Annotated in this window: 16 protein-coding genes and 1 pseudogene; 11 read left to right on the forward strand and 6 right to left on the reverse strand. The window is 69.7% G+C overall.

The genetic code is table 11. The features are described from left to right. Positions 1 to 100 precede the first annotated feature (100 nt). Complete coding sequence (locus ACFZAU_RS41265; protein ID WP_500556518.1) at positions 101 to 268, reverse strand: hypothetical protein; 168 nt, start codon at positions 266 to 268, stop codon at positions 101 to 103. Between the two features lie 928 nt (positions 269 to 1,196). On the opposite strand from ACFZAU_RS41265, the gene ACFZAU_RS41270 reads away from it, so the two are divergent. Together ACFZAU_RS41270 and ACFZAU_RS41275 are read left to right on the forward strand one after the other, a co-directional pair. Further along, complete coding sequence (locus ACFZAU_RS41270; RefSeq protein ID WP_018559404.1) at positions 1,197 to 1,415, forward strand: DUF6364 family protein; 219 nt, start codon at positions 1,197 to 1,199, stop codon at positions 1,413 to 1,415. After that, positions 1,399 to 1,769: pseudogene (locus ACFZAU_RS41275) on the forward strand (fic family toxin-antitoxin system, toxin component). The gene ACFZAU_RS41270 and the pseudogene ACFZAU_RS41275 overlap by 17 nt, the downstream one beginning before the upstream one ends. Positions 1,770 to 2,323: 554 nt before the next feature. On the opposite strand, the gene ACFZAU_RS41280 reads toward ACFZAU_RS41275, so the two are convergent. The 3 genes from ACFZAU_RS41280 to ACFZAU_RS41290 all read right to left on the reverse strand — a co-directional run bounded on the left by ACFZAU_RS41280 (position 2,324) and on the right by ACFZAU_RS41290 (position 6,083). Continuing rightward, complete coding sequence (locus ACFZAU_RS41280) at positions 2,324 to 3,943, reverse strand: tannase/feruloyl esterase family alpha/beta hydrolase (RefSeq protein WP_500556519.1); 1,620 nt, start codon at positions 3,941 to 3,943, stop codon at positions 2,324 to 2,326. A 511-nt stretch (positions 3,944 to 4,454) separates the two neighbouring features. Continuing rightward, positions 4,455 to 5,015 carry a cysteine hydrolase family protein gene (locus ACFZAU_RS41285; RefSeq protein ID WP_500556520.1) on the reverse strand — a complete coding sequence of 187 codons (561 nt, stop codon included), beginning with the start codon at positions 5,013 to 5,015 and terminating at the stop codon, positions 4,455 to 4,457. A gap of 579 nt (positions 5,016 to 5,594) precedes the next feature. After that, a complete protein-coding gene (locus tag ACFZAU_RS41290; RefSeq protein WP_500556532.1) occupies positions 5,595 to 6,083 on the reverse strand; it encodes a TetR/AcrR family transcriptional regulator in 489 nt (162 codons plus the stop codon). 239 nt (positions 6,084 to 6,322) lie between these two features. On the opposite strand from ACFZAU_RS41290, the gene ACFZAU_RS41295 reads away from it, so the two are divergent. Beyond that, positions 6,323 to 7,852, forward strand: coding sequence for an MDR family MFS transporter (locus ACFZAU_RS41295; RefSeq protein ID WP_500556521.1), 1,530 nt, complete (start codon positions 6,323 to 6,325; stop codon positions 7,850 to 7,852). Between the two features lie 140 nt (positions 7,853 to 7,992). Here ACFZAU_RS41295 and ACFZAU_RS41300 read toward each other — a convergent pair whose 3' ends face one another. Continuing rightward, positions 7,993 to 8,172 carry a hypothetical protein gene (locus ACFZAU_RS41300; protein WP_500556522.1) on the reverse strand — a complete coding sequence of 60 codons (180 nt, stop codon included), beginning with the start codon at positions 8,170 to 8,172 and terminating at the stop codon, positions 7,993 to 7,995. Positions 8,173 to 8,216: 44 nt separating this feature from the next. Here ACFZAU_RS41300 and ACFZAU_RS41305 point away from each other — a divergent pair, with 44 nt between their 5' ends. Continuing rightward, on the forward strand, positions 8,217 to 8,528 hold the full coding sequence (locus ACFZAU_RS41305) for a hypothetical protein (RefSeq protein WP_500556523.1): 312 nt from the start codon (positions 8,217 to 8,219) through the stop codon (positions 8,526 to 8,528). On the opposite strand, the gene ACFZAU_RS41310 is transcribed toward ACFZAU_RS41305, so the two are convergent. Continuing rightward, positions 8,521 to 9,531, reverse strand: coding sequence for a zinc-dependent alcohol dehydrogenase family protein (locus ACFZAU_RS41310; protein ID WP_500556524.1), 1,011 nt, complete (start codon positions 9,529 to 9,531; stop codon positions 8,521 to 8,523). The genes ACFZAU_RS41305 and ACFZAU_RS41310 overlap by 8 nt on opposite strands. 94 nt (positions 9,532 to 9,625) lie before the next feature. Here ACFZAU_RS41310 and ACFZAU_RS41315 point away from each other — a divergent pair, with 94 nt between their 5' ends. From ACFZAU_RS41315 to ACFZAU_RS41345, 7 genes are all read left to right on the forward strand, one after another. Continuing rightward, positions 9,626 to 10,216, forward strand: a complete 591-nt coding sequence (locus tag ACFZAU_RS41315; protein WP_500556525.1) for a TetR/AcrR family transcriptional regulator — start codon at positions 9,626 to 9,628, stop codon at positions 10,214 to 10,216. A 10-nt stretch (positions 10,217 to 10,226) separates the two neighbouring features. Then, a complete protein-coding gene (locus tag ACFZAU_RS41320; RefSeq protein WP_500556526.1) occupies positions 10,227 to 11,099 on the forward strand; it encodes an LLM class F420-dependent oxidoreductase in 873 nt (290 codons plus the stop codon). A gap of 486 nt (positions 11,100 to 11,585) precedes the next feature. Then, a complete protein-coding gene (locus ACFZAU_RS41325) occupies positions 11,586 to 11,999 on the forward strand; it encodes a DEAD/DEAH box helicase family protein (RefSeq protein ID WP_500556527.1) in 414 nt (137 codons plus the stop codon). Continuing rightward, complete coding sequence (locus tag ACFZAU_RS41330; protein WP_500556528.1) at positions 11,885 to 12,769, forward strand: DEAD/DEAH box helicase family protein; 885 nt, start codon at positions 11,885 to 11,887, stop codon at positions 12,767 to 12,769. The genes ACFZAU_RS41325 and ACFZAU_RS41330 overlap by 115 nt, the downstream gene beginning before the upstream one ends. A gap of 169 nt (positions 12,770 to 12,938) precedes the next feature. After that, positions 12,939 to 14,096, forward strand: a complete 1,158-nt coding sequence (locus tag ACFZAU_RS41335; protein WP_500556529.1) for a tyrosine-type recombinase/integrase — start codon at positions 12,939 to 12,941, stop codon at positions 14,094 to 14,096. A gap of 251 nt (positions 14,097 to 14,347) precedes the next feature. Continuing rightward, entirely contained in the window at positions 14,348 to 16,648 is a 2,301-nt protein-coding gene (locus tag ACFZAU_RS41340; RefSeq protein ID WP_500556530.1) for a tyrosine-type recombinase/integrase, read from the forward strand. Then, positions 16,645 to 17,064, forward strand: coding sequence for a DUF6262 family protein (locus tag ACFZAU_RS41345; protein ID WP_500556531.1), 420 nt, complete (start codon positions 16,645 to 16,647; stop codon positions 17,062 to 17,064). Before ACFZAU_RS41340 ends, ACFZAU_RS41345 begins: the two co-directional genes overlap by 4 nt. The last annotated feature ends 56 nt before the right edge of the window (positions 17,065 to 17,120 follow it).

Genomic DNA, 17,120 nt, shown 5'->3' on the forward strand with positions numbered 1-17,120 from the left:
CCTACGCAAGCGGATCCTCCTCGCAGCGTGAGGCCGTTCATGATCGCGGTTTCGGTGACCCTCCGTGGCCCCAGCACGGAAAGTGATCCAGAACCTCATTTCAACCGTCGCCGACAGCGACCACCTCGGGGAAGACGACCGCGTCCCGCCCCACGATCCGCCACCAGTCCAGATCGCCCCCGGCATCGCCGCCCGCGACCAGGTGCAGCCGCCGCCGCGGCCAGACCTCCTCCCGCTCCCAGTGCAAGGCCTGCTCCCACCACCGCATGCGCCAGCGCGAACACCCTCTCCGGCTCCGTCCCGGCCTGCACCGCACGCCGCGCCACCCCGCCCCACTGCGCAGCAGCCGCGGACAAGCTTCCACCAGGCTATGGGCCATCTAGAACGGAAGGAATCTGGAGTGTTTGAAGACATGCGTCAGCGTCCGTGCGGGCGCCCGACCAAGTCGGGGGCTCCGTGCCGCGCCCAGTTTTCCGGGCCGGGATTCGCCTGCAAGCTGCACACCACGGCCCATGAGAAAGACATAGTGGACGCATTCTGAAAGGGATGCGCGCAGGAGAGCAGAAAGCACGCGAGTGGCAAGAACGGTCGGCCCAGCTGAGTGTCCAGCATCTCGAGCGGAAGATAGCCGACCTGCATGAGAAGCTGGACGCTGCGACACGACGTTACGAGGTTGACGGCTGCCAGGCCGTAACCGTGGAGGATACGGCTACCGCTGGACCGGACCTGGCCGCCTTGAGGTGGGCGACAGGGTCCTCTTGCCCGAGAACTACGTCAGTGCACTGCGCCACGGCCCCGGCCCCTTCCCGGGGACTGTCACATCCTTGGGCACGACCTACACCGGCTCGCTCTCCAAGATCGTCCGCCGGATTGCCGTAGGCTCCGGTGCCGCCGCTCCCGGGTCGTCAAGAGATACCGAGAACGACTGACGACGGTCTGCGGCCTCAACCAGCCAAGGGCGGCTTCGCGATCTTCATGCACCTGCCAGCCGACCCCGTGGGCGAGCCAAAGGGGAAGCCTGTAAATGAGATCCTTCACTTTGCGTACAAGAAGCCGAGGTACACCCGACCTACGCGGCCCGGGTATTCGCGGCGCAGGACGCGGGCGCTGGTGAGCAGCAGGTCCGGCGCGAGGGAGCACACCTGAACCCTGTGACAACACTACCGATCATGGCTAGCGGGAGCTAGCATCGCTGCATGGCCAAGACGCAGCTGAACGTCCGGCTGGACGAGGACACGGTGGAGGCGGCCCGCCAGGCGGCGGGGAACCGGCACATGTCCCTCCAGGAGTACATCGAGCACCTGGTGAAGTCCGACACCGATCCCGTCCGGAAGGCGTTCCTCGCGTCCGCGGCGAACGTGATCGAGGAGTTCGGGGACCTCATCGAGGAGCGCGTGCGTGAACCTCGCGGTTGACCTCGGCTGGATCCTGAGCGTTGCGAGTCAGGCGGGGGAGGACGATCCGGCCCCCGACGACTTCGGCGTGCCCTTGTCGTTGGTGGAGCGCCACAAGGCCCAGTTGTTCGACCGGGACGTGTACGACGGGCCGGTGGCACGGGCGGCGGCGCTGGCGCACTCTCTGGGGGTATGCGGTGGCTGGAGCGGTCGAACATGACGGTCGCCGTGGCGGTGACGGTGGCGTATCTGCAGGCCGCCGGCCGCGAGGTGAAACCGACCTGGGACGAGGTGCGGGCTTTTTTCGACGAGTTGCGCGACGAGGCGTGCACCGTGCAGAGCGTGGCGGCGCTGCTGCGGGCGTGGCCAGCCTGAGGCAGTGCCGCAGAGGACCGCGGCCCAGAGAGGGCTGCGGTGCTCTGCGCGAGGGGGAAGGCCTCGCGGGGGTACGGGTGGGCCGGTCCCCGACAACCCACCGGGGAGACCGAGATGGCATGAGCCCCTTCACCCGGAGGGTCGCCACCGGCAACGCTCCACGGGGCCGGGCAGGTGCTCATCCGTGGCCAGGAGGCTGTGTGGCGCCCGGTACCTGGGCGAGGAAGGCCCGGGCGGTCGGGATGAGCGGGCGGTCGTCGGGTTCGGCCAGGCCGGCGTGGTGGACGGGGCGGTGGTGCTCCACGGCAAGGAAGCGGACCCCGGGAACGCCCTCGGAACGGACCTGTTCAGCGAGATGCGGCTGACCCTCTCCGCCAAGCCCTGCCGTGGCCCGAGCCGGCACCTGGCCGAACACGGGGTGCCGGCCGTGGAGCGCGGCGGCCCATGCCGCGACCGGAGTACGGCGGCTCGGTTACGGCTTCAGCACGGACGAGCGCTGGCCGTTCGCCGTATGCGCATGATGGTTCGGTCCGTCTCAGGCCGTTGCGGAGCGGTCAGTGCGGGGACGGGGCGACGCAGCGGAAGCTGGAGGCCTTGTCCGGGTCGCCGTGGCCGTCGTAGCGGGATACTGCCGGGTAGCTGCACAGGTCACGGCTGACCTCCTGCCCGGCGGAGTCGACCAGGGTGGCGGGCAGCGTCTTGGGGGCCTTGCCGTGCTCGACCCAGGTCCTCAGCGCACCGAGGTCGTCGGTCGTGCCGTCGCCGGAGTTGAGGCCGCAGTGGACCGTCGCCGGGGCAAGGAAAAGGCGGTAGAAGTCGTCGACCTTCTTGGCGCCGTCCATCGTCCGCTCGACGTTTTTGCGGTACGCGACCGTGCCCTGGGCCGGGATGAACTGGTCGGCCTGGCCGTGCCAGCTCAGGAGCTTGCCGCCGGAGTCACGGAAGGCGGACAGGTCGGGGTCGTCGGTGCCGATCACCTTGTCGTACTCGGCTTCGGACTGCCGGAACAGCTGGGTGAACCGGTCGTACGTGATCGTCGACACGTCGAACGCCGGCTGCTTCTTCACCCATGTGGTGACCCAGAACTCGGGCACGGGGAACGGAGCGCCCTTGACGTCGCCGCTCGCGTCGGGGCCGGTGACGCCGGCCAGGGCCGACAGGTCGGCCCCGACCGGGACGCCGGGCCACAGCTTCTTGCCCGACGGGGTGCGGGGGCCGTCCCATATCTTGCGGACCACGGCCGCGTCGGCGGCCGTGACGGTCAGCTCCTCGCCGGCGCAGGCGACCTTGGTGCCGATCAGCCGACGCGGGTCGAAGTCACACCGGGCCGGGTCGTTGACCAGGCCGTCCTTGAGGCCGTCGCGCGGGTCGCACGCCTTCACGGCGGCGTCGGTGAAGGCCTTGAACTCGCAGGCCGTCGGGTAGGTCTTCTCGTTGTTCATGACGACTTGCGGCCACAGGGTGGCGACCTCGAACTCGTCCCAGTTGACGGCGGGCGCCTTGGCGAGGATGCCGTCGTAGTCGTCGGGGTAGCGCTGGGCCTCCATGTAGCCCTGGCGTCCGCCGGTGGAGCAGCCGTTGAAGTACGCGTAGGCGGCGCGCTTGCCGTAGACGTCGTCGACGACCTGCTTCCCGACGACCGCCGCCTCGTGCTGGGAACGGGAGGCGAAGTTCTTGAGCAGCGCGGTGTCGACCTGCCCGTCGTCGTTCAGCGCCCAGTTGACGTCGAGGACGTCGCTGACGCCCGCGTCGGTGGTTGTGACGGCGTAACCGTTCTTGACCGCGGTGGCCATCCCGGTGCCGTTGTCCCCGGCCGCGTACGCACTGCCGCCGAGGGCCTGGAAGCGGCCGTTCCAGTTGGTGACGGGCAGCCAGGTCCGCACCTTGGCGTGGTCGTTGTCGCCGGGGTGGGTCAGGGTGACCGTCACCTCGCAGTAGGCGGGGACGCCGGTGACCGTGCCGCCCAGGAGTCCGCTTCCGTGGACGGTGCCGCCCTCCTTGCGGGCCGCTGTCACGGACTCCACTGCGGTACCGGCCGGGGCCTTCACGGACGGCGCCGCGCAGGTCGGCGCCGCGGCACCGGAGCCGTTCCCGGGCTCGGCGGACGCGGTCGGCAGGTAGACCGCCGCAGCCAGCGGCACGCAGGCGGCGAGGACGGTCAGAGCTCGTTTCATGGGTTTTCCGTTCAAGTAAGTCGGTGCGCGCGGGGAGGTGGCAGCGCAAGGGGAGGGCGTGGGAGTGGTGCCCGGTTCGGCGAAGACCGATACAGACCGTATCACTGGTTAAGCAGGTGACGGAATGAGGTGTGACGCGAACGTAGTTGGTGAAGGCTGGGGTTGGCGACGGAGGTCGCCGACAAGGCGTGCTTGTCGGGGGCGGTGGTGGCCTGGTGCCGTCGGCACGGCAACGGCGCGACCGTCCCGGAGCGCCGGCGCCGGTCAACCGTGGCTCCCGTTCGATGCCAAGACCTGCAGGCGCCGCTACGCAGTCGAATGCTGCTTCAACGCCTGCGGCGGCTGGGGCCCGACCCCCGCCAGGCTCGCGACCTGCCACCGTCACGGGCCGGCTCAGGGGGTGAGCGGCGCCGTTGACCTTCCGGCGGTCTTCACCGCGCGCCGGCCGGCATTCTGTGTCACCATCGCGGTTCACCGTGGTGACGTAACGTCAGAAGCTTTTCCGCGGATCTCAGTTCGTGTCAGCGAGTGCGGACAGGATGTCCTTGGTGGTGCCCGTCTCGGCGATGCGCGGATAGATCCTGGCGATGGTGTGGTCGTGTGCGACGCTGTCGGTGTCGGTCACGGCGTCGAGCGCGACCGTGACGTTGTAGCCCTGCTCGTGGGCGTCGCGGGCTGTGGACTCCACGCCGCTGCTGGTGGCGATGCCGGTGATGACGACCTGCGTCACGGCCCGCGCGCGCAGCCATTCGTCCAGGCCGGTCTTGGTGAAGGCGCTGCGTGCGTGCTTGGTCACGAAGTGGTCGCCCGCGCCGGCATCCAGCTCGGGGGCCAGTTCGGTCCACTCCGGGCTCGGGGTGGGGAAGCGCGCGCCGAGGTCGTTGCGTCCGGCAGGGCCGCCGGCGACGTTCACCAGGACGACGGGCAGGCCGCGGCGACGGAATTCCGCGAGCAGTTCGGCGTTCCGGGCGAGTATGTCGGCGGCCGGGTGCGCGAGGGGCAGCTTGAGGATGCCGTTCTGGAGGTCGACGACGATCAGGGCGGGCTTCGGGTCAAGGGTGGTGACAGGCATTTCTCTCCTTGGTGGGGTGCTTGGTCTGCGGGTGTTTCGGGGAGGCCGGGCTCCTGTGGGGAGGCCGTTGGGCACGCCTGTGTGCGCCGGTCGTCCTTCGCGGGCCGTCCGGCGCGCAGGCCCTGCCGTGAACGGTTGGAGTGCCTCCGGGGTTCTGGTGCCGACCGCGGGGCGACGGGGCCCGTGAGGCTTGCGCTACCGATTTTGATCTGTCACTCGACTGTAGCACTTATGGGATGAGGTTCCACCCCTGTGGGACATGCGCGGTTGCTTGCGGCGTGGATGCGCAAGTGTGGTGTGCGTGGCTTGCGGGCCTACCGGCTGCGCGTGGCCCGGCGGGTCGGGGTCACCGCGCCGACGTGGTTGCGCAGCGAGTCGCTCGTGGACCCGCGGGCTCCGGCCGCCCTCGCCGAGTGACCCTGGCCGGGCGTTTCGTCGAAGGAGCCGGCCACGGCAGACGGCCCGCCCTGGGCGCGCCGGATGACGCGCCGCCGCGGCGGCGGCGGCGCGGTCGGCGACCCCGGCATGGCGTGTCCGCGCGGAATCGCCGGCCGGGGATTCGCAGGAGCCGCCGGTGTGTCAGGACGCTCCGAGGCCGTGCAGCAGGGTGTCGACGACGACGTCCGCCGCCTGCGCGGGGCTCAGGTCGGGCAGTTGCCGGGCGACCAGGTGCATGAGCTGGGGCAGCAGCGCATTCGTCCATCCCGCTGCGAGACCGGGGCGCAACAGGCCTTCGCCGGTGGCGCGTTCGAGGAAGGCGTCGACCTCGCGGACCGAGGCCTCGCGGCGCGCGTGGACGCTGTCGTCGGTGAGCATGCGGGCGAGGTCGACGGGCCAGGTGCGGTTGACGGCGATGACGTTCTCGACGTAGCGGTGCAGGGCGACGGCTACGGGGGCCTCGCGCAGCCGGGCGTCCTCGATGGCGTGCTCGATGGCCGTGAGGCGGGCTTCGTAGATGGCCGCGAGGAGTTCGTCGCGGGATGTGAAGCGGCGGTAGACGGTGCGCCGGTCCACGCCCGCCTCGGTGGCGATGCTCGCGATGCTCGCGCCGGGATCGGCGGCGAGCATGCGCGCCCCGGTGGTCAGGACGGTTTCCAGATTGCGTGCTGCGTCGGCTCTCACCGGAACGAGTCTAACGGCCGAGTGTGAAACCTATGACATCTAACGCCTCTCAGGCGTAGAGGGCTTCGCTATAAGTGCTACATTACTGTGGCAGATAGCGTTGGTAGTGCCATCCCGTGGGCTCCATCGGTCAACGGCGGATGGCACAGCGTCCCTGCGCACCACTCCCGGAAAGGCACGTCTCGATGTCGACATCACAAGAGGTTCCATCACCCGCGTCCCGCGGCGTCGCAGCGCCGATGAGCGCGCTGATCCTGGCGGTCCTCCTCGCGGCCCTGGACCAGACGATCGTCTCGACCGCGTTGCCCCGGATGGCGCGGGACCTGAACGGGTTCGACGACATAGCGTGGGTCAGTGCCGCGTACCTGCTCGCGTCGACGGCGGCGACACCGCTGTGGGGCAAGCTCGGCGACATGTTCGGCCGTCGGCGGCTCTACCTCGCCTCGGCCTCGATCTTCCTGGTCGCCTCGGCGCTCTGCGGCCTGGCGCAGAACCTGGCCGAGCTGATCGGTGCCCGTGTGCTGCAGGGCGTGGGCGGCGGCGGCATGATCGTGCTGACCTTCGCCCTGGTCGGTGACATCGTGGCGCCGAGCGAACGCGGCCGCTACCAGGGTATGTTCGGTTCGGTCTACGGCGTCGCCAGCATCGTCGGCCCCCTGCTGGGCGGCGTCTTCACCGACCACCTGTCCTGGCGGTGGGCCTTCCTCGTCAACCTGCCCGTGGGTGTCGTCGCCCTGGTCATTGCCGCACGGGCGCTGCCCGCGGCCACCAGGGGCGCCCGGGTCCGCGTCGACTACCCCGGCGCCACCCTCCTCGCCGCCATCGCCACCGGCCTGGTCCTGGTCACGTCCTTCGGCGAGCGCTGGGGCTGGGGCTCGCCGGCCATCGTCGGCCTGATCGTCGCCACCGTCGTCCTGGCCGTGCTGCTGGTGCCGGTCGAGCGCCGCGCCGCTGCCCCGGTCCTGCCGCCGGCCGTGTTCGCCTCACGGACCGTGGTGTTCTCCTCGCTGATCGGGTTCCTCGCCAACGCCGCGATGTTCGCCGTACTCGTCTACCTGCCGACCTACCTCCAGATCGTCCACGGGGTCTCGGCCACCCTCTCCGGCGTCCACATGCTGCCCCTGGTCGCCGGCCTGGTCGTCAGCCAGTCCCTGGCCGGCCGCTGGGCCGCGCACGCCGGGCGGTTGCGGGTGATCCTCCTGGCGGGCCTGCTCGGCAACCTTGCCGGGCTGCTCCTGCTGGGCACGATCGGGGCGGCCACCGGCACCCTCGTACTGAGCGGCTACTTCCTGATCACCGGTGTCGGCATCGGCATGGTGCCGATGGTGGTGCTGACCACCGTCCAGAACAGCGTGCCCGCCGCCGATCTCGGTGCCGCCAGCGCCGTGGTCACCTTCGCCCGCTCCATCGGCGCGGCCTTCGGCGTCGCCGTCTTCGGCACCCTCCTCAACACCGGCTTCGCCGACCGCACCCGTGACCTGCCGGCCGACGGCGGCTTCGCCGCCGCCCGTCCCGACACCATCGGCCACCTGCCCGCCGCCCTGCGCGACACCGCACTGGACGCCTTCGCCCACGCCACGGCCACCGGATACCTGTGGATCGCCCCCACCCTCGCTGTGGGCATCGTCCTCGCCCTCTTCCTCAACCCGGCACGTAAGGCCGGTGACCGCGCCGACGTCCCCGGCTCCGTCGACGACGCCGTCCCGGCCGCCTGAGACGGACGACGACGCGCCCTGGTCCAGGCGGCCGGAGGGTCCACCCTGGGAAACCACACCGGCCGGGAGGAGCGGATCTGCCTGGACACCTCTCTGAGCGGCCTCGCCCGAGACCGGACGGGAACCATCGGCGGCCTGGTTCAGGCCGCGGCCCACCGGAGGAGCTGCGGCGCGATCTCGCGGATGGGCACCTCGTCCGCGATGACGCCGCGCATCAGGATCGCGGCGTCCTCCGGCCGGCAGGTCAGGGTGTGGCCGTTGACGCGCGCCCCGGCGAGCCGACCGTGCTCGTCGCGGTCGATCCAGACCGTGGAGGCCACGGTGGTGTTCGTGCCGTCAGCGAAGGTGAAGGTGTTGGTGGCTCGTGAACGAAGTGGTGATCGGTGCCGTAGAGGTTCAGTTCGTCGTGGACGATGCCGGTGAGCTGCTGCCACCCCTGCGCGAGAGCCGTGCGCACGGCGTCGTGGCCCTCAAGGGTGAGGGCGCCGTTGTCCAGGACGAGGCGTACGTCCGGTGCCATCAAGGCGACGTACGCGTTGACGTCCAGGGTCTCGATGACCCGCAGCACCTCGGCGAACCAGGCGAGTCCCTGGTCGCTGAGCTGGTTGATGCGCACCTTGTCGAAGGCCATGAAAGGCTTCCGTTCTGCCGCGCCGGTATGGGGCGCGTCAGCTGAGTTCGATGACGACCTTGCCGAACAGTCCGGCGGAGGTCTGAGTGGTGTAGGCAGCGGGGGCGTCGAGGAAGTCGACTCGCTGGTCGATCACCGGGTGGATGTCGTGGGTCTCGACGAAGTGCACGAGGTCGTCGTGCATGGCCCGGCTGCCGACCGCGACACCACGGACGCGCGCCTGCTTGCCGAGCAGGGCGTACCCGTCCAGCGGCTCGCCTGCAACGTCGAACAGTCCGAGGGTGGCGACCTCGCCGCCGGGCGCGAGCGCGGTCAGGGCCTGGGACATGATCGATACGCCGACGATGTCGACCACCTTGTCCACGCCGCCGGACAGCTCGAACACCGCTTGGCCCCACTGGGGTTCGGTGACGCTGTTCACGAAGCCGTCGACACCGAGTCGGACCAGCGCCTCGCCCGTCGCGTCCTTCCGGACGGCCGCGTAGACGCGGGCGCCGGCGGCGCGGGCAAGTTGCAGGGCGAACAGGGACACGCCGCCGCTGCCGATGATCAGGGCGGTACTGTCCGCGGTGATCGGCTGGTCGCCGAAGAGGGCGTTCCAGGCGGTCAGCGCGGCCACGGGCAGGGTTGCGGTCTCGGCGTGGTCGAGGTTCGCCGGTGCCTTCATGACGCGTTCGGCAGGCAGGACGACGTACTCGGCGAGCACTCCGTCCTCCTCCAGCGCGCCCAGACCCAGGCCCAACGCGGCAGGCGGACGGCCGTCGCTCCAGCCGAGCACGTGCAGGTTGGTGACCCGGTCGCCCACACGCCACTGCTCGACCTGCGGGCCGACGGCATCGATCTCACCGGCGACATCCGAGAGGGGGACCAGGTCGCGGCCCGGCAGCCGCCCGAACGGGCCCTTCAGAATCAGCTGGTCGCGGTAGTTCATCGAGATCGCCCGGACGCGAATGCGCACCTCGCCGGGCCCCGGCACCGGCACCGGCACCTCGTCGAGCACCAGCTTCGCCGCATCGGTCACGTCTGCCGGGAGTATCCAGCGCTTCATCGGTTTCCTTCCGTAGGTAACTAACCGGATACTTATCAGCAGACACCCGATCGCCGAGATTGTCAATAACTGGTTATTTACTTAAGGTGGGGCCATGTCACGAGATGCCGCTGCCACGCGCAGGAAGATCCTTGACGCCGCCGTGGAGGAGTTCTCCGCACGAGGCTTCGCAGGGGCCCGCATCGAGCGGATCTCCGAAGTCGCCGCGGCGAACAAGCGGATGATCTATGTCTACTTCGGCAACAAGGAGGGCCTGTTCAGCGCCGTCCTCCACCATGTGATCGGAACACTGATCGCCGAGGTCCCGGTCACCGAGGACGACCTGCCCGGCTACGCCGGCCGGATGTTCGATCATCTGCTGACCCACCCCGAGGCGATGCGGCTGAGCCTGTGGCGCCAGCTGGAACGCCCCGCCATCGGACCGGACGCGGCCGACGTCTACACCTCGAAGGTGCAGGCCATGGCCGGGCAGCACGGCTCCGCGCACCCGAGCGGCCTGCCGGCGACCGACCTGCTCGTCCTCGTCCAGGGCATGGCGGCCAGCTGGCTGATCAGCCCGGACGACCTCTTGGCCGCCGACGGCGCCGACCCCACCTCGGCCGACCGCCTGGCCGCCCACCGGGCCGCCCTGGTCGAAGCCGTCCGCAGAGTCATCACCCCCGACGCACACCCGACCGCAAAGTGACCCGAGGAATATGGATATTGCGCTGCATCTGCCCAGGTTCGACGTCCCCGGCGGCCCCCAGGCGCTGCCTTCCGTACTGACCGCCACCGCCCGCGCCGCCGACGAGGCGGGCTTCTCGGCGCTGACGCTGATGGACCACTGGTTCCAGATGGAACAACCCGGAACCACCGCCTTCGACCCGATGCTCGAGGGCTACACCACCCTCGGCTTCCTCGCCGCCCAGACCCAGCACCTGTCCCTGGGCCTGCTGGTCACCGGCGTCACCTACCGCCACCCCGGCCTCCTGGCCAAGACCGTCACCACCCTGGACGTACTCTCCGGTGGCCGCGCGATGCTGGGCATCGGAGCCGCCTGGTACGAACGCGAGCACCACGGCCTCGGCGTCCCCTTCCCACCCGTACCCGAACGCTTTGAGCGCCTGGAAGAAACCCTGCAGATCTGCCGGCAGATGTGGGGTGACGACACCGGCCCGTACACCGGGCACCACTACCGGCTCGCTGAAACGATCTGCTCACCGGCCCCTGTCCAGCAGGCGGGACCGCCCATCGTGATCGGCGGCATGGGCGAGAAGAAGACGCTGCGCCTGGTCGCCCGCTACGCGGACGCCTGCAACCTCTTCGCCTTCGACCCTGGCGAGGTCGCCCACAAGCTCGACGTCCTCGCCCGCCACTGCGACACCGAGGGTCGGGACCCCGCCGAGATCAAGAAGACCATCATCGGGCACTTCGACCCCCTCGCCGACATCGACGCCTTCCTGGCCGCCATGCGGGAGTACGCCGAACTCGGCGTCCAACAGGTCTGGGTCAATCCCTCCGGCCCCGCCCCCGCCGACTGGACAGCCCGCGTCGGAGAGCAGGTCCTGCCCAAGCTCCGCGATCTGTGAACCGCCGCCCGGCCGAAGGAGTCGGCCGGGCACCTGCCGCGCACCGGTGCGCCGCTGGCGACCGGACGGAGCAGGTGCCGTTCCCAGGGGTCAAGGCCCTGACGTCACGGCAGAGGGGGTACGGGCAGCGCGTCGATGCCGATCAGTGCAGCGGTCTTCTCATAGACCGTGCGGGCCATGTTCTCGTCCTGGGCAGGCTGGAGGGGGTGTCCAGCTCGCCCTTGCTGAATAAACCTCCGCTGGGCTGCGGGGCCGCGATGGCGAGCCGGACCGGGGTCCGCACCCCTTCGTCCAGCCTGATCGCGAACGGCTTGAACAGCGGTGCCGTCCGGCAGCGGCACCGCTCGGGTAGCCCTCCAGCTGCCGTGGAGCGGACATCAACTGGCCGCGCCCATGGTGGCGGAGCGCACCAGGGAGGGCGCTGCTGCAGGAAGTACTTCAACGGGTACCCGGACACCCCAGCCGCGGGCGGGGAGAATGCCTCGTATGAGCACCACCATCCCCACCGTCCCCGCCGCTTCGGATCCTGCGTCAGGGCGGGTCGTGCTGCGTGCGGATCAACAGGCTGGCCTTGAGCGTGCGGTGCGGCATCTGCACCGTCCGGGCATGCGAGGGTTGTACGTCGCTGCGTGTGGGACGGGCAAGACGCTGGTCGGTATCCGTCTGGCGGGCACGCTCGGATCACAGCTGACCTTGGTGGTGGTGCCGACGCTGGATCTGATCGCGCAGACCGCGCTGGCCTGGCGCCAAGACGGCCGGCCGAGGCAATGGTCGCGGTCTGCTCCATGGACACCCGCGCCCAACCAGGTCTGGCCGAGGCGAATGTCGGCTCCACCGGCGATGCCGCCGGCCTGGCCGCGGTGCTGTCCGCGGTCGCCGCCGGGGTGCTGGACGCGGTGACGGTGTTCTGTACCTATGACTCTTTGGACAAGGTCGAGGCGGCGCAGCACACCGGCCGATCGGTGCCGCCGTTCGATCTTGCGGTCATGGACGAGGCGCACCGCATCGCTGGCCGTGCGGACAAGAGGTGGGCGGCCGTCAACGACAACGCCCGCATCCGCGCTGACCGCCGCCTCTACATGACCGCCACTCCACGCATCTTCGGTGGTCCGGATCTGGCGGAGTCGGCGGACGTGCGCCGTCCGCGCCGCCGCCGGTCCGCGGAGCCGGATGTGGATGCGTCGGCGAATTCGATGGATTCCGAGCCGGTCTACGGCAAGAAGATCTTCGAGTATCCGCTCGCCCAGGCGGTCGCCGACGGCGTCCTGGCGGACTACCAGGTGATCGTGCCGACCATCAGCGACGAGGAGCTGCGCACCCGCCTCAACCTGCCCACCACGGCCGCCCCCGGGGGAGGGGATGCGCTGCGCACCACGGCTCTGCATCTGGCCGTGCTCAAGACGATGGCCGAGCAAGACCTGAAGCGGGTCTTGGTGTATTTCCAGCTCGTCGCTGATGCGAAGCGGTTCACTCGCGAGCTTGGCCATACCCTGCGCCTGCTGCGCACCACTGCTCCCGAGCTGTACCCGGATCTTGACCCTCTGACGCTGTACGTCGACGGCGACCACACCCCCGCGGAGCGTGCCGAGGTCTTCGCCCGTTTCGCCCAGGCCCCGTGCGCGATCATGGCGAACGCCAAGGTCGTCGCGGAGGGCGTCGACATTATCTAGAGCTGATCTGGCTGTGAGGGACGTTTGATATGGGTCTGAGCTGGGATGATGATGGCCTGTAGCCCCTCGGGCCGTTGCGTGGGGGACGTTTGGCGTGGATGTCACCTGCGGGGATGAACGCCTTCGTCGTCCTCCGGCCCGGTAGGTCTGTGGTGGCTAGGGTCCCGGCATGGATCCAGGGTTCATGGCGGAGCGGGCGGTCGATCCCACCACTGGTGAGGCGAGGTGGGTCGTCGCTCATTCCGCGACGCTCGACCTGCAGGTGGAGGCGACGGCGTTCATCGCCTCGCTGCGCTCGCGCGGACTGTCGCCGAACACCGAGCGTGTATACGCCGGACGGATCGCGCTCTACCTGAACCACTGCGCAGAGCGGCGCTTGGACTGGCGTGCGCCGAGCTTTCTGTCGCTGTCGGGGTTTCAGCGATGGCTGGTGACCGAGCCGTTGCCGCCTCGCGGTCGCCGCCCGCGCCAGGGCAAGCCGGTGTTCCGGTCGCGGAACACGGCGAATGCGGTGATGACCGCTGTTGCGGGATTTCTGCGGTTCGGCGTCGCGAACGGGTGGGTCGCACCGAGGGTGGCCGGCCTGCTGTCGCAGTCCAAGTATCTGGTCCATGCCCCGGCCGGCTACGACGCGGGGGAGCGGGACCAGTTCCGCATCATCGACGCGGCGGCGTTCCGTTTCCGGATCACCGAGCCCGGCTACGAGGACCTGACATTCGACCAGATCGCCCACATGATCGACCTCGCCTCCCGGGCGAGGGACCGGTTCCTGATCTCTCTGCTCGCCTGTACGGGGGTGCGGATCGGTGAGGCCCTCGGGCTGCACCGCCAGGACGTGCACCTGCTCGCCTCCTCCCGCGCGCTGGGCTGCACAACGGAGGGCCCGCATATCCACATCCACCGGAGGACCGACAATCCGAACCAGGCGCTGGCCAAGGCCCGCAAACCCCGCACCATCCCCGTCACTGCGGATCTGGTCGCCCTCTACACCGACTACCAGTACGAGCGTCATGCCGTACCGGAGGCCGCCGACGGCGACATGGTGTTCGTGAACCTGTTCCGCCCGCCGCTCGGGCGGGCGATGTCCTACCCGAACGCCAAGGACATGTTCGACCGGCTCGCCCGCGCGGCCCGCCACGCCTGCCGCCCCCACATGCTGCGCCACTCGGCTGCGACCGCGTGGCTTCGCGCGGGGGTGGATCGCGATGTCGTGCAGTACCTCATGGGTCACGTGTCGCCGCTGTCGATGGAGCGCTACCGGCACGTCGACGACATCGAGACGCGCGCCGCGGTCGACCGGCTCGAGGCGCTCCGGGGGCGCCAGTGACTGCGCGCTCCGTCGCCGAGCAGCCGCACCTGCTGCTGGTCCTGCCCGACACGCCATCGGTACCGCGGCCTGCACCGAACCGGGCGGTTCTGCCGGGAGGTGCGGACCCGGCCGCCTGGGCTGCCTGGCTCGGCGAGCACACGGACCCGACCTGGCGGGCGGGGGAGTGGGACCGGGAACACTGGCTGTTCACCGGTCGGCTCGACAACCCTCGCACCACTGCCTCCACCTGCCGTACAGCGGCCTGCGGCATGGTCGTCAACGCCCGCAACATCTTCTGCGCGATGTGCGCGGACCGTCTCAAGGCCTCCAGCCTTACGGCCGAGGAGTTCGCCACTACCCACGTTCCCCAGCGCGACAAGGCGCCCAATGGCCTCGCGACCGCACGCTGCGCAGTCACCCGCGACGGTGCGCAGTGCGTGCGTCCCAAGCATTGCCGAAATTTGTGCTCCACGCACTACGGCACCTGGCACTACCACCAGCGCCGAGGTAACGAGGACCGGTGGTGGAGCCATATCGCTATCCCTTTCACCGACGAGGTCCCCTGCCTGGTGCCGGCCTGCCCGAGCTCGGCGTTCAACTCCGGCGGGCTGTGCGGCTTTCATTCGCGGGCGTGGACTCGCGACAACCGCACCGCCCCCACCCCGGCCGCCGAATGGTCACAGAACCAGCCGCCCTACGTCGCTGCCCACCAGTTCAGCCTGGTTCCCCTGGCCGACCTGGTGCGCCGCGAGGTTCTCTACGCCCTGCAGCAGGCCGACCGGTGGGCCCGCGTCCTGAACCCGAACAGGATCCGCGGCCTGGTCCGCGAACACGCCGACGTCACCACCCTGCTCTGCGACGAACTCCGCCCCCTCTCCGCGCACAAGGACGCCGCCTACCGCCGCACGCTCAAGCAGCTTCATACCGCGTTGCGCGCGGGCTTCGACGAGTTCACCGGCCGCAGCGATTTCAACGAAGACGTCCTGGACCTGCGAGAGATCGGCCTGTGCGCTGTCAGCGGCCAGGAACCCCGCCAGTTCGCCGCCACCGTCGACCTCACCCAGAGCATCCACCAGCCCTGGCTGCGCCGCCTTCTGCGTTTCTGGGCGTGCACCGAACGCCCGCGGACCGACGACTTCACCCGCAGCCTGCGCGCCACCACCATCGCCTCCCGCGCCCTGGTTCAGCGTCCAGGAGCCGGCAACGACCCCACCACCTTGCGGTTCGCCGACGTAACCGCCGTCGTCGACGCCTTCCGCACCGCACTGAAGCTCGACGGCACCCCCTACAGCTCGGGCCACCGCAATGCCCTCACCGGCTGCTTCTTCCAGCTCATCGACTACGGACGGCGCAGCGACGCACTCAATGACCTCGCCGGTACCTTCACCCGCGACTCTGTCCACCACACTGTCGGCCGCGACGACGAGAACGAGGACGAGATCGGCAAGGCTATCCCCGAATCGGTTATCCGCCAGCTCGACGCTCACCTCGAGGCCATCGGCCGCGGCAGCGTCGCCGGCCGGCGCGACATCCCTGAAGCCGACCTCCACCTGCTCTACCGCACCGTCTACGTCGTCCTGCGCGACACCGGACGCCGGCCTCTGGAAGTCGCCTCACTGTCCCGCGACTGTCTGGAGACCGACCGCGGCCAGACCTCCCTGATCTGGGACAACCACAAACGCCGCCGCCACCGCCGGCGCCTGCCCATCACTGCCGCAACGGCCCAGGCCATCCGAGAGTGGCAGCAACGCCGCAGCCACCTGGACCTGCCTGCCTCGGGCGACCGGTTCCTCTTCCCCGCCCTCACCGACCAGAGTGCGGCCGGCCACCTGTCCTCCAGCTACATCAGCGAGACCCTGCGTCTATGGGTCGCCTCCATCCCCGACATCCACGCCGAGGGCGTCGACGCCGATGGCAACCTGCTGCCCTTCGACCGCACCCTCATCTACCCCTACGCCTTCCGCCACTCCTACGCCCAGCGCCACGCCGACGCCGGCACCCCCGTCGACGTCCTGCGCGAACTCATGGACCACAAGTCCATCGCCATGACCCAGCGCTACTACCAGGTCTCCCTGAAGCGAAAGCGCGCTGCCGTCACCACCCTCAGCGCCCACGTCGTCGACCGCCGCGGGCAGGTGGCCCCCACCTCCGCCACCGCCTACGAACTCCGCTCCGTGGCCGTCCCCTACGGTGGCTGCACCGAACCCAGCAACGTCAAAGCCGGCGGCAGCTCCTGCCCGATCCGCTTCCAGTGCGCCGGCTGCGGCTTCTACCGCCCCGACCCCTCCTACCTGCCCGCCATCGAGCAGCACATCAACGAACTGCGCGCCGACCGCGAAACCGCCCTGGCGATGGACGCCGCCGAGTTCGTCACCACCGCCCTCACCGCCCAGATCACCGCCTTCGAACAAGTCCTCACTCGCATGAACAGATACCTGGCCGCCATGCCTGCCCACGAACGCGCCGCACTCGAAGAAGCCAGCACCGTGCTGCGCCGAGCCCGTGCCGGAGCGCCCAGCCCCCTCCTGCCCCTCACCGTTGTCAACCGCACCCCCACCGGAGCCCAGTGAATCCCCACGGCAACCCGGCCCCCCTCGCCCAAGCCCGCGCCCGCATCAGCGCCGACAAACGCCAACGCGCCCTCGACGCCATCACCACCCTCGAACGCGACGGCCGCCCCGTCACCCACACCACCGTCGCCCGCACCGCCGGCGTCTCCGCCTGGCTCACCTACAACGACACCATCCGCCAACACATCCAAGCCGCCCAGCATCGCCAAGCCGCCCGACCGGCCCCCAGCCAGAACACCCCCGCCACCAACCCCTCAACCACCGCCACGCTGCGCACGGAACTCGAACTCGCACGCCAGGAGATCAAACAGCTACGCCAGGAACGCGACCAGGCCCAGACCGCAGTACGCCACCAACTCGGACGCCAACTCGACGCCCTGAACCGTTCCGGGTTCGGTGGGGACTCGATTGTTTGAGAGGATCGAGTCATGGCACGTCCTTCCCAGTACCCGCTTGAGCTGCGCCGTCGTGC

Origin of the sequence: Streptomyces sp. NPDC008238 (assembly GCF_042956445.1) — a bacterium.
Lineage (GTDB): Bacteria > Actinomycetota > Actinomycetes > Streptomycetales > Streptomycetaceae > Actinacidiphila.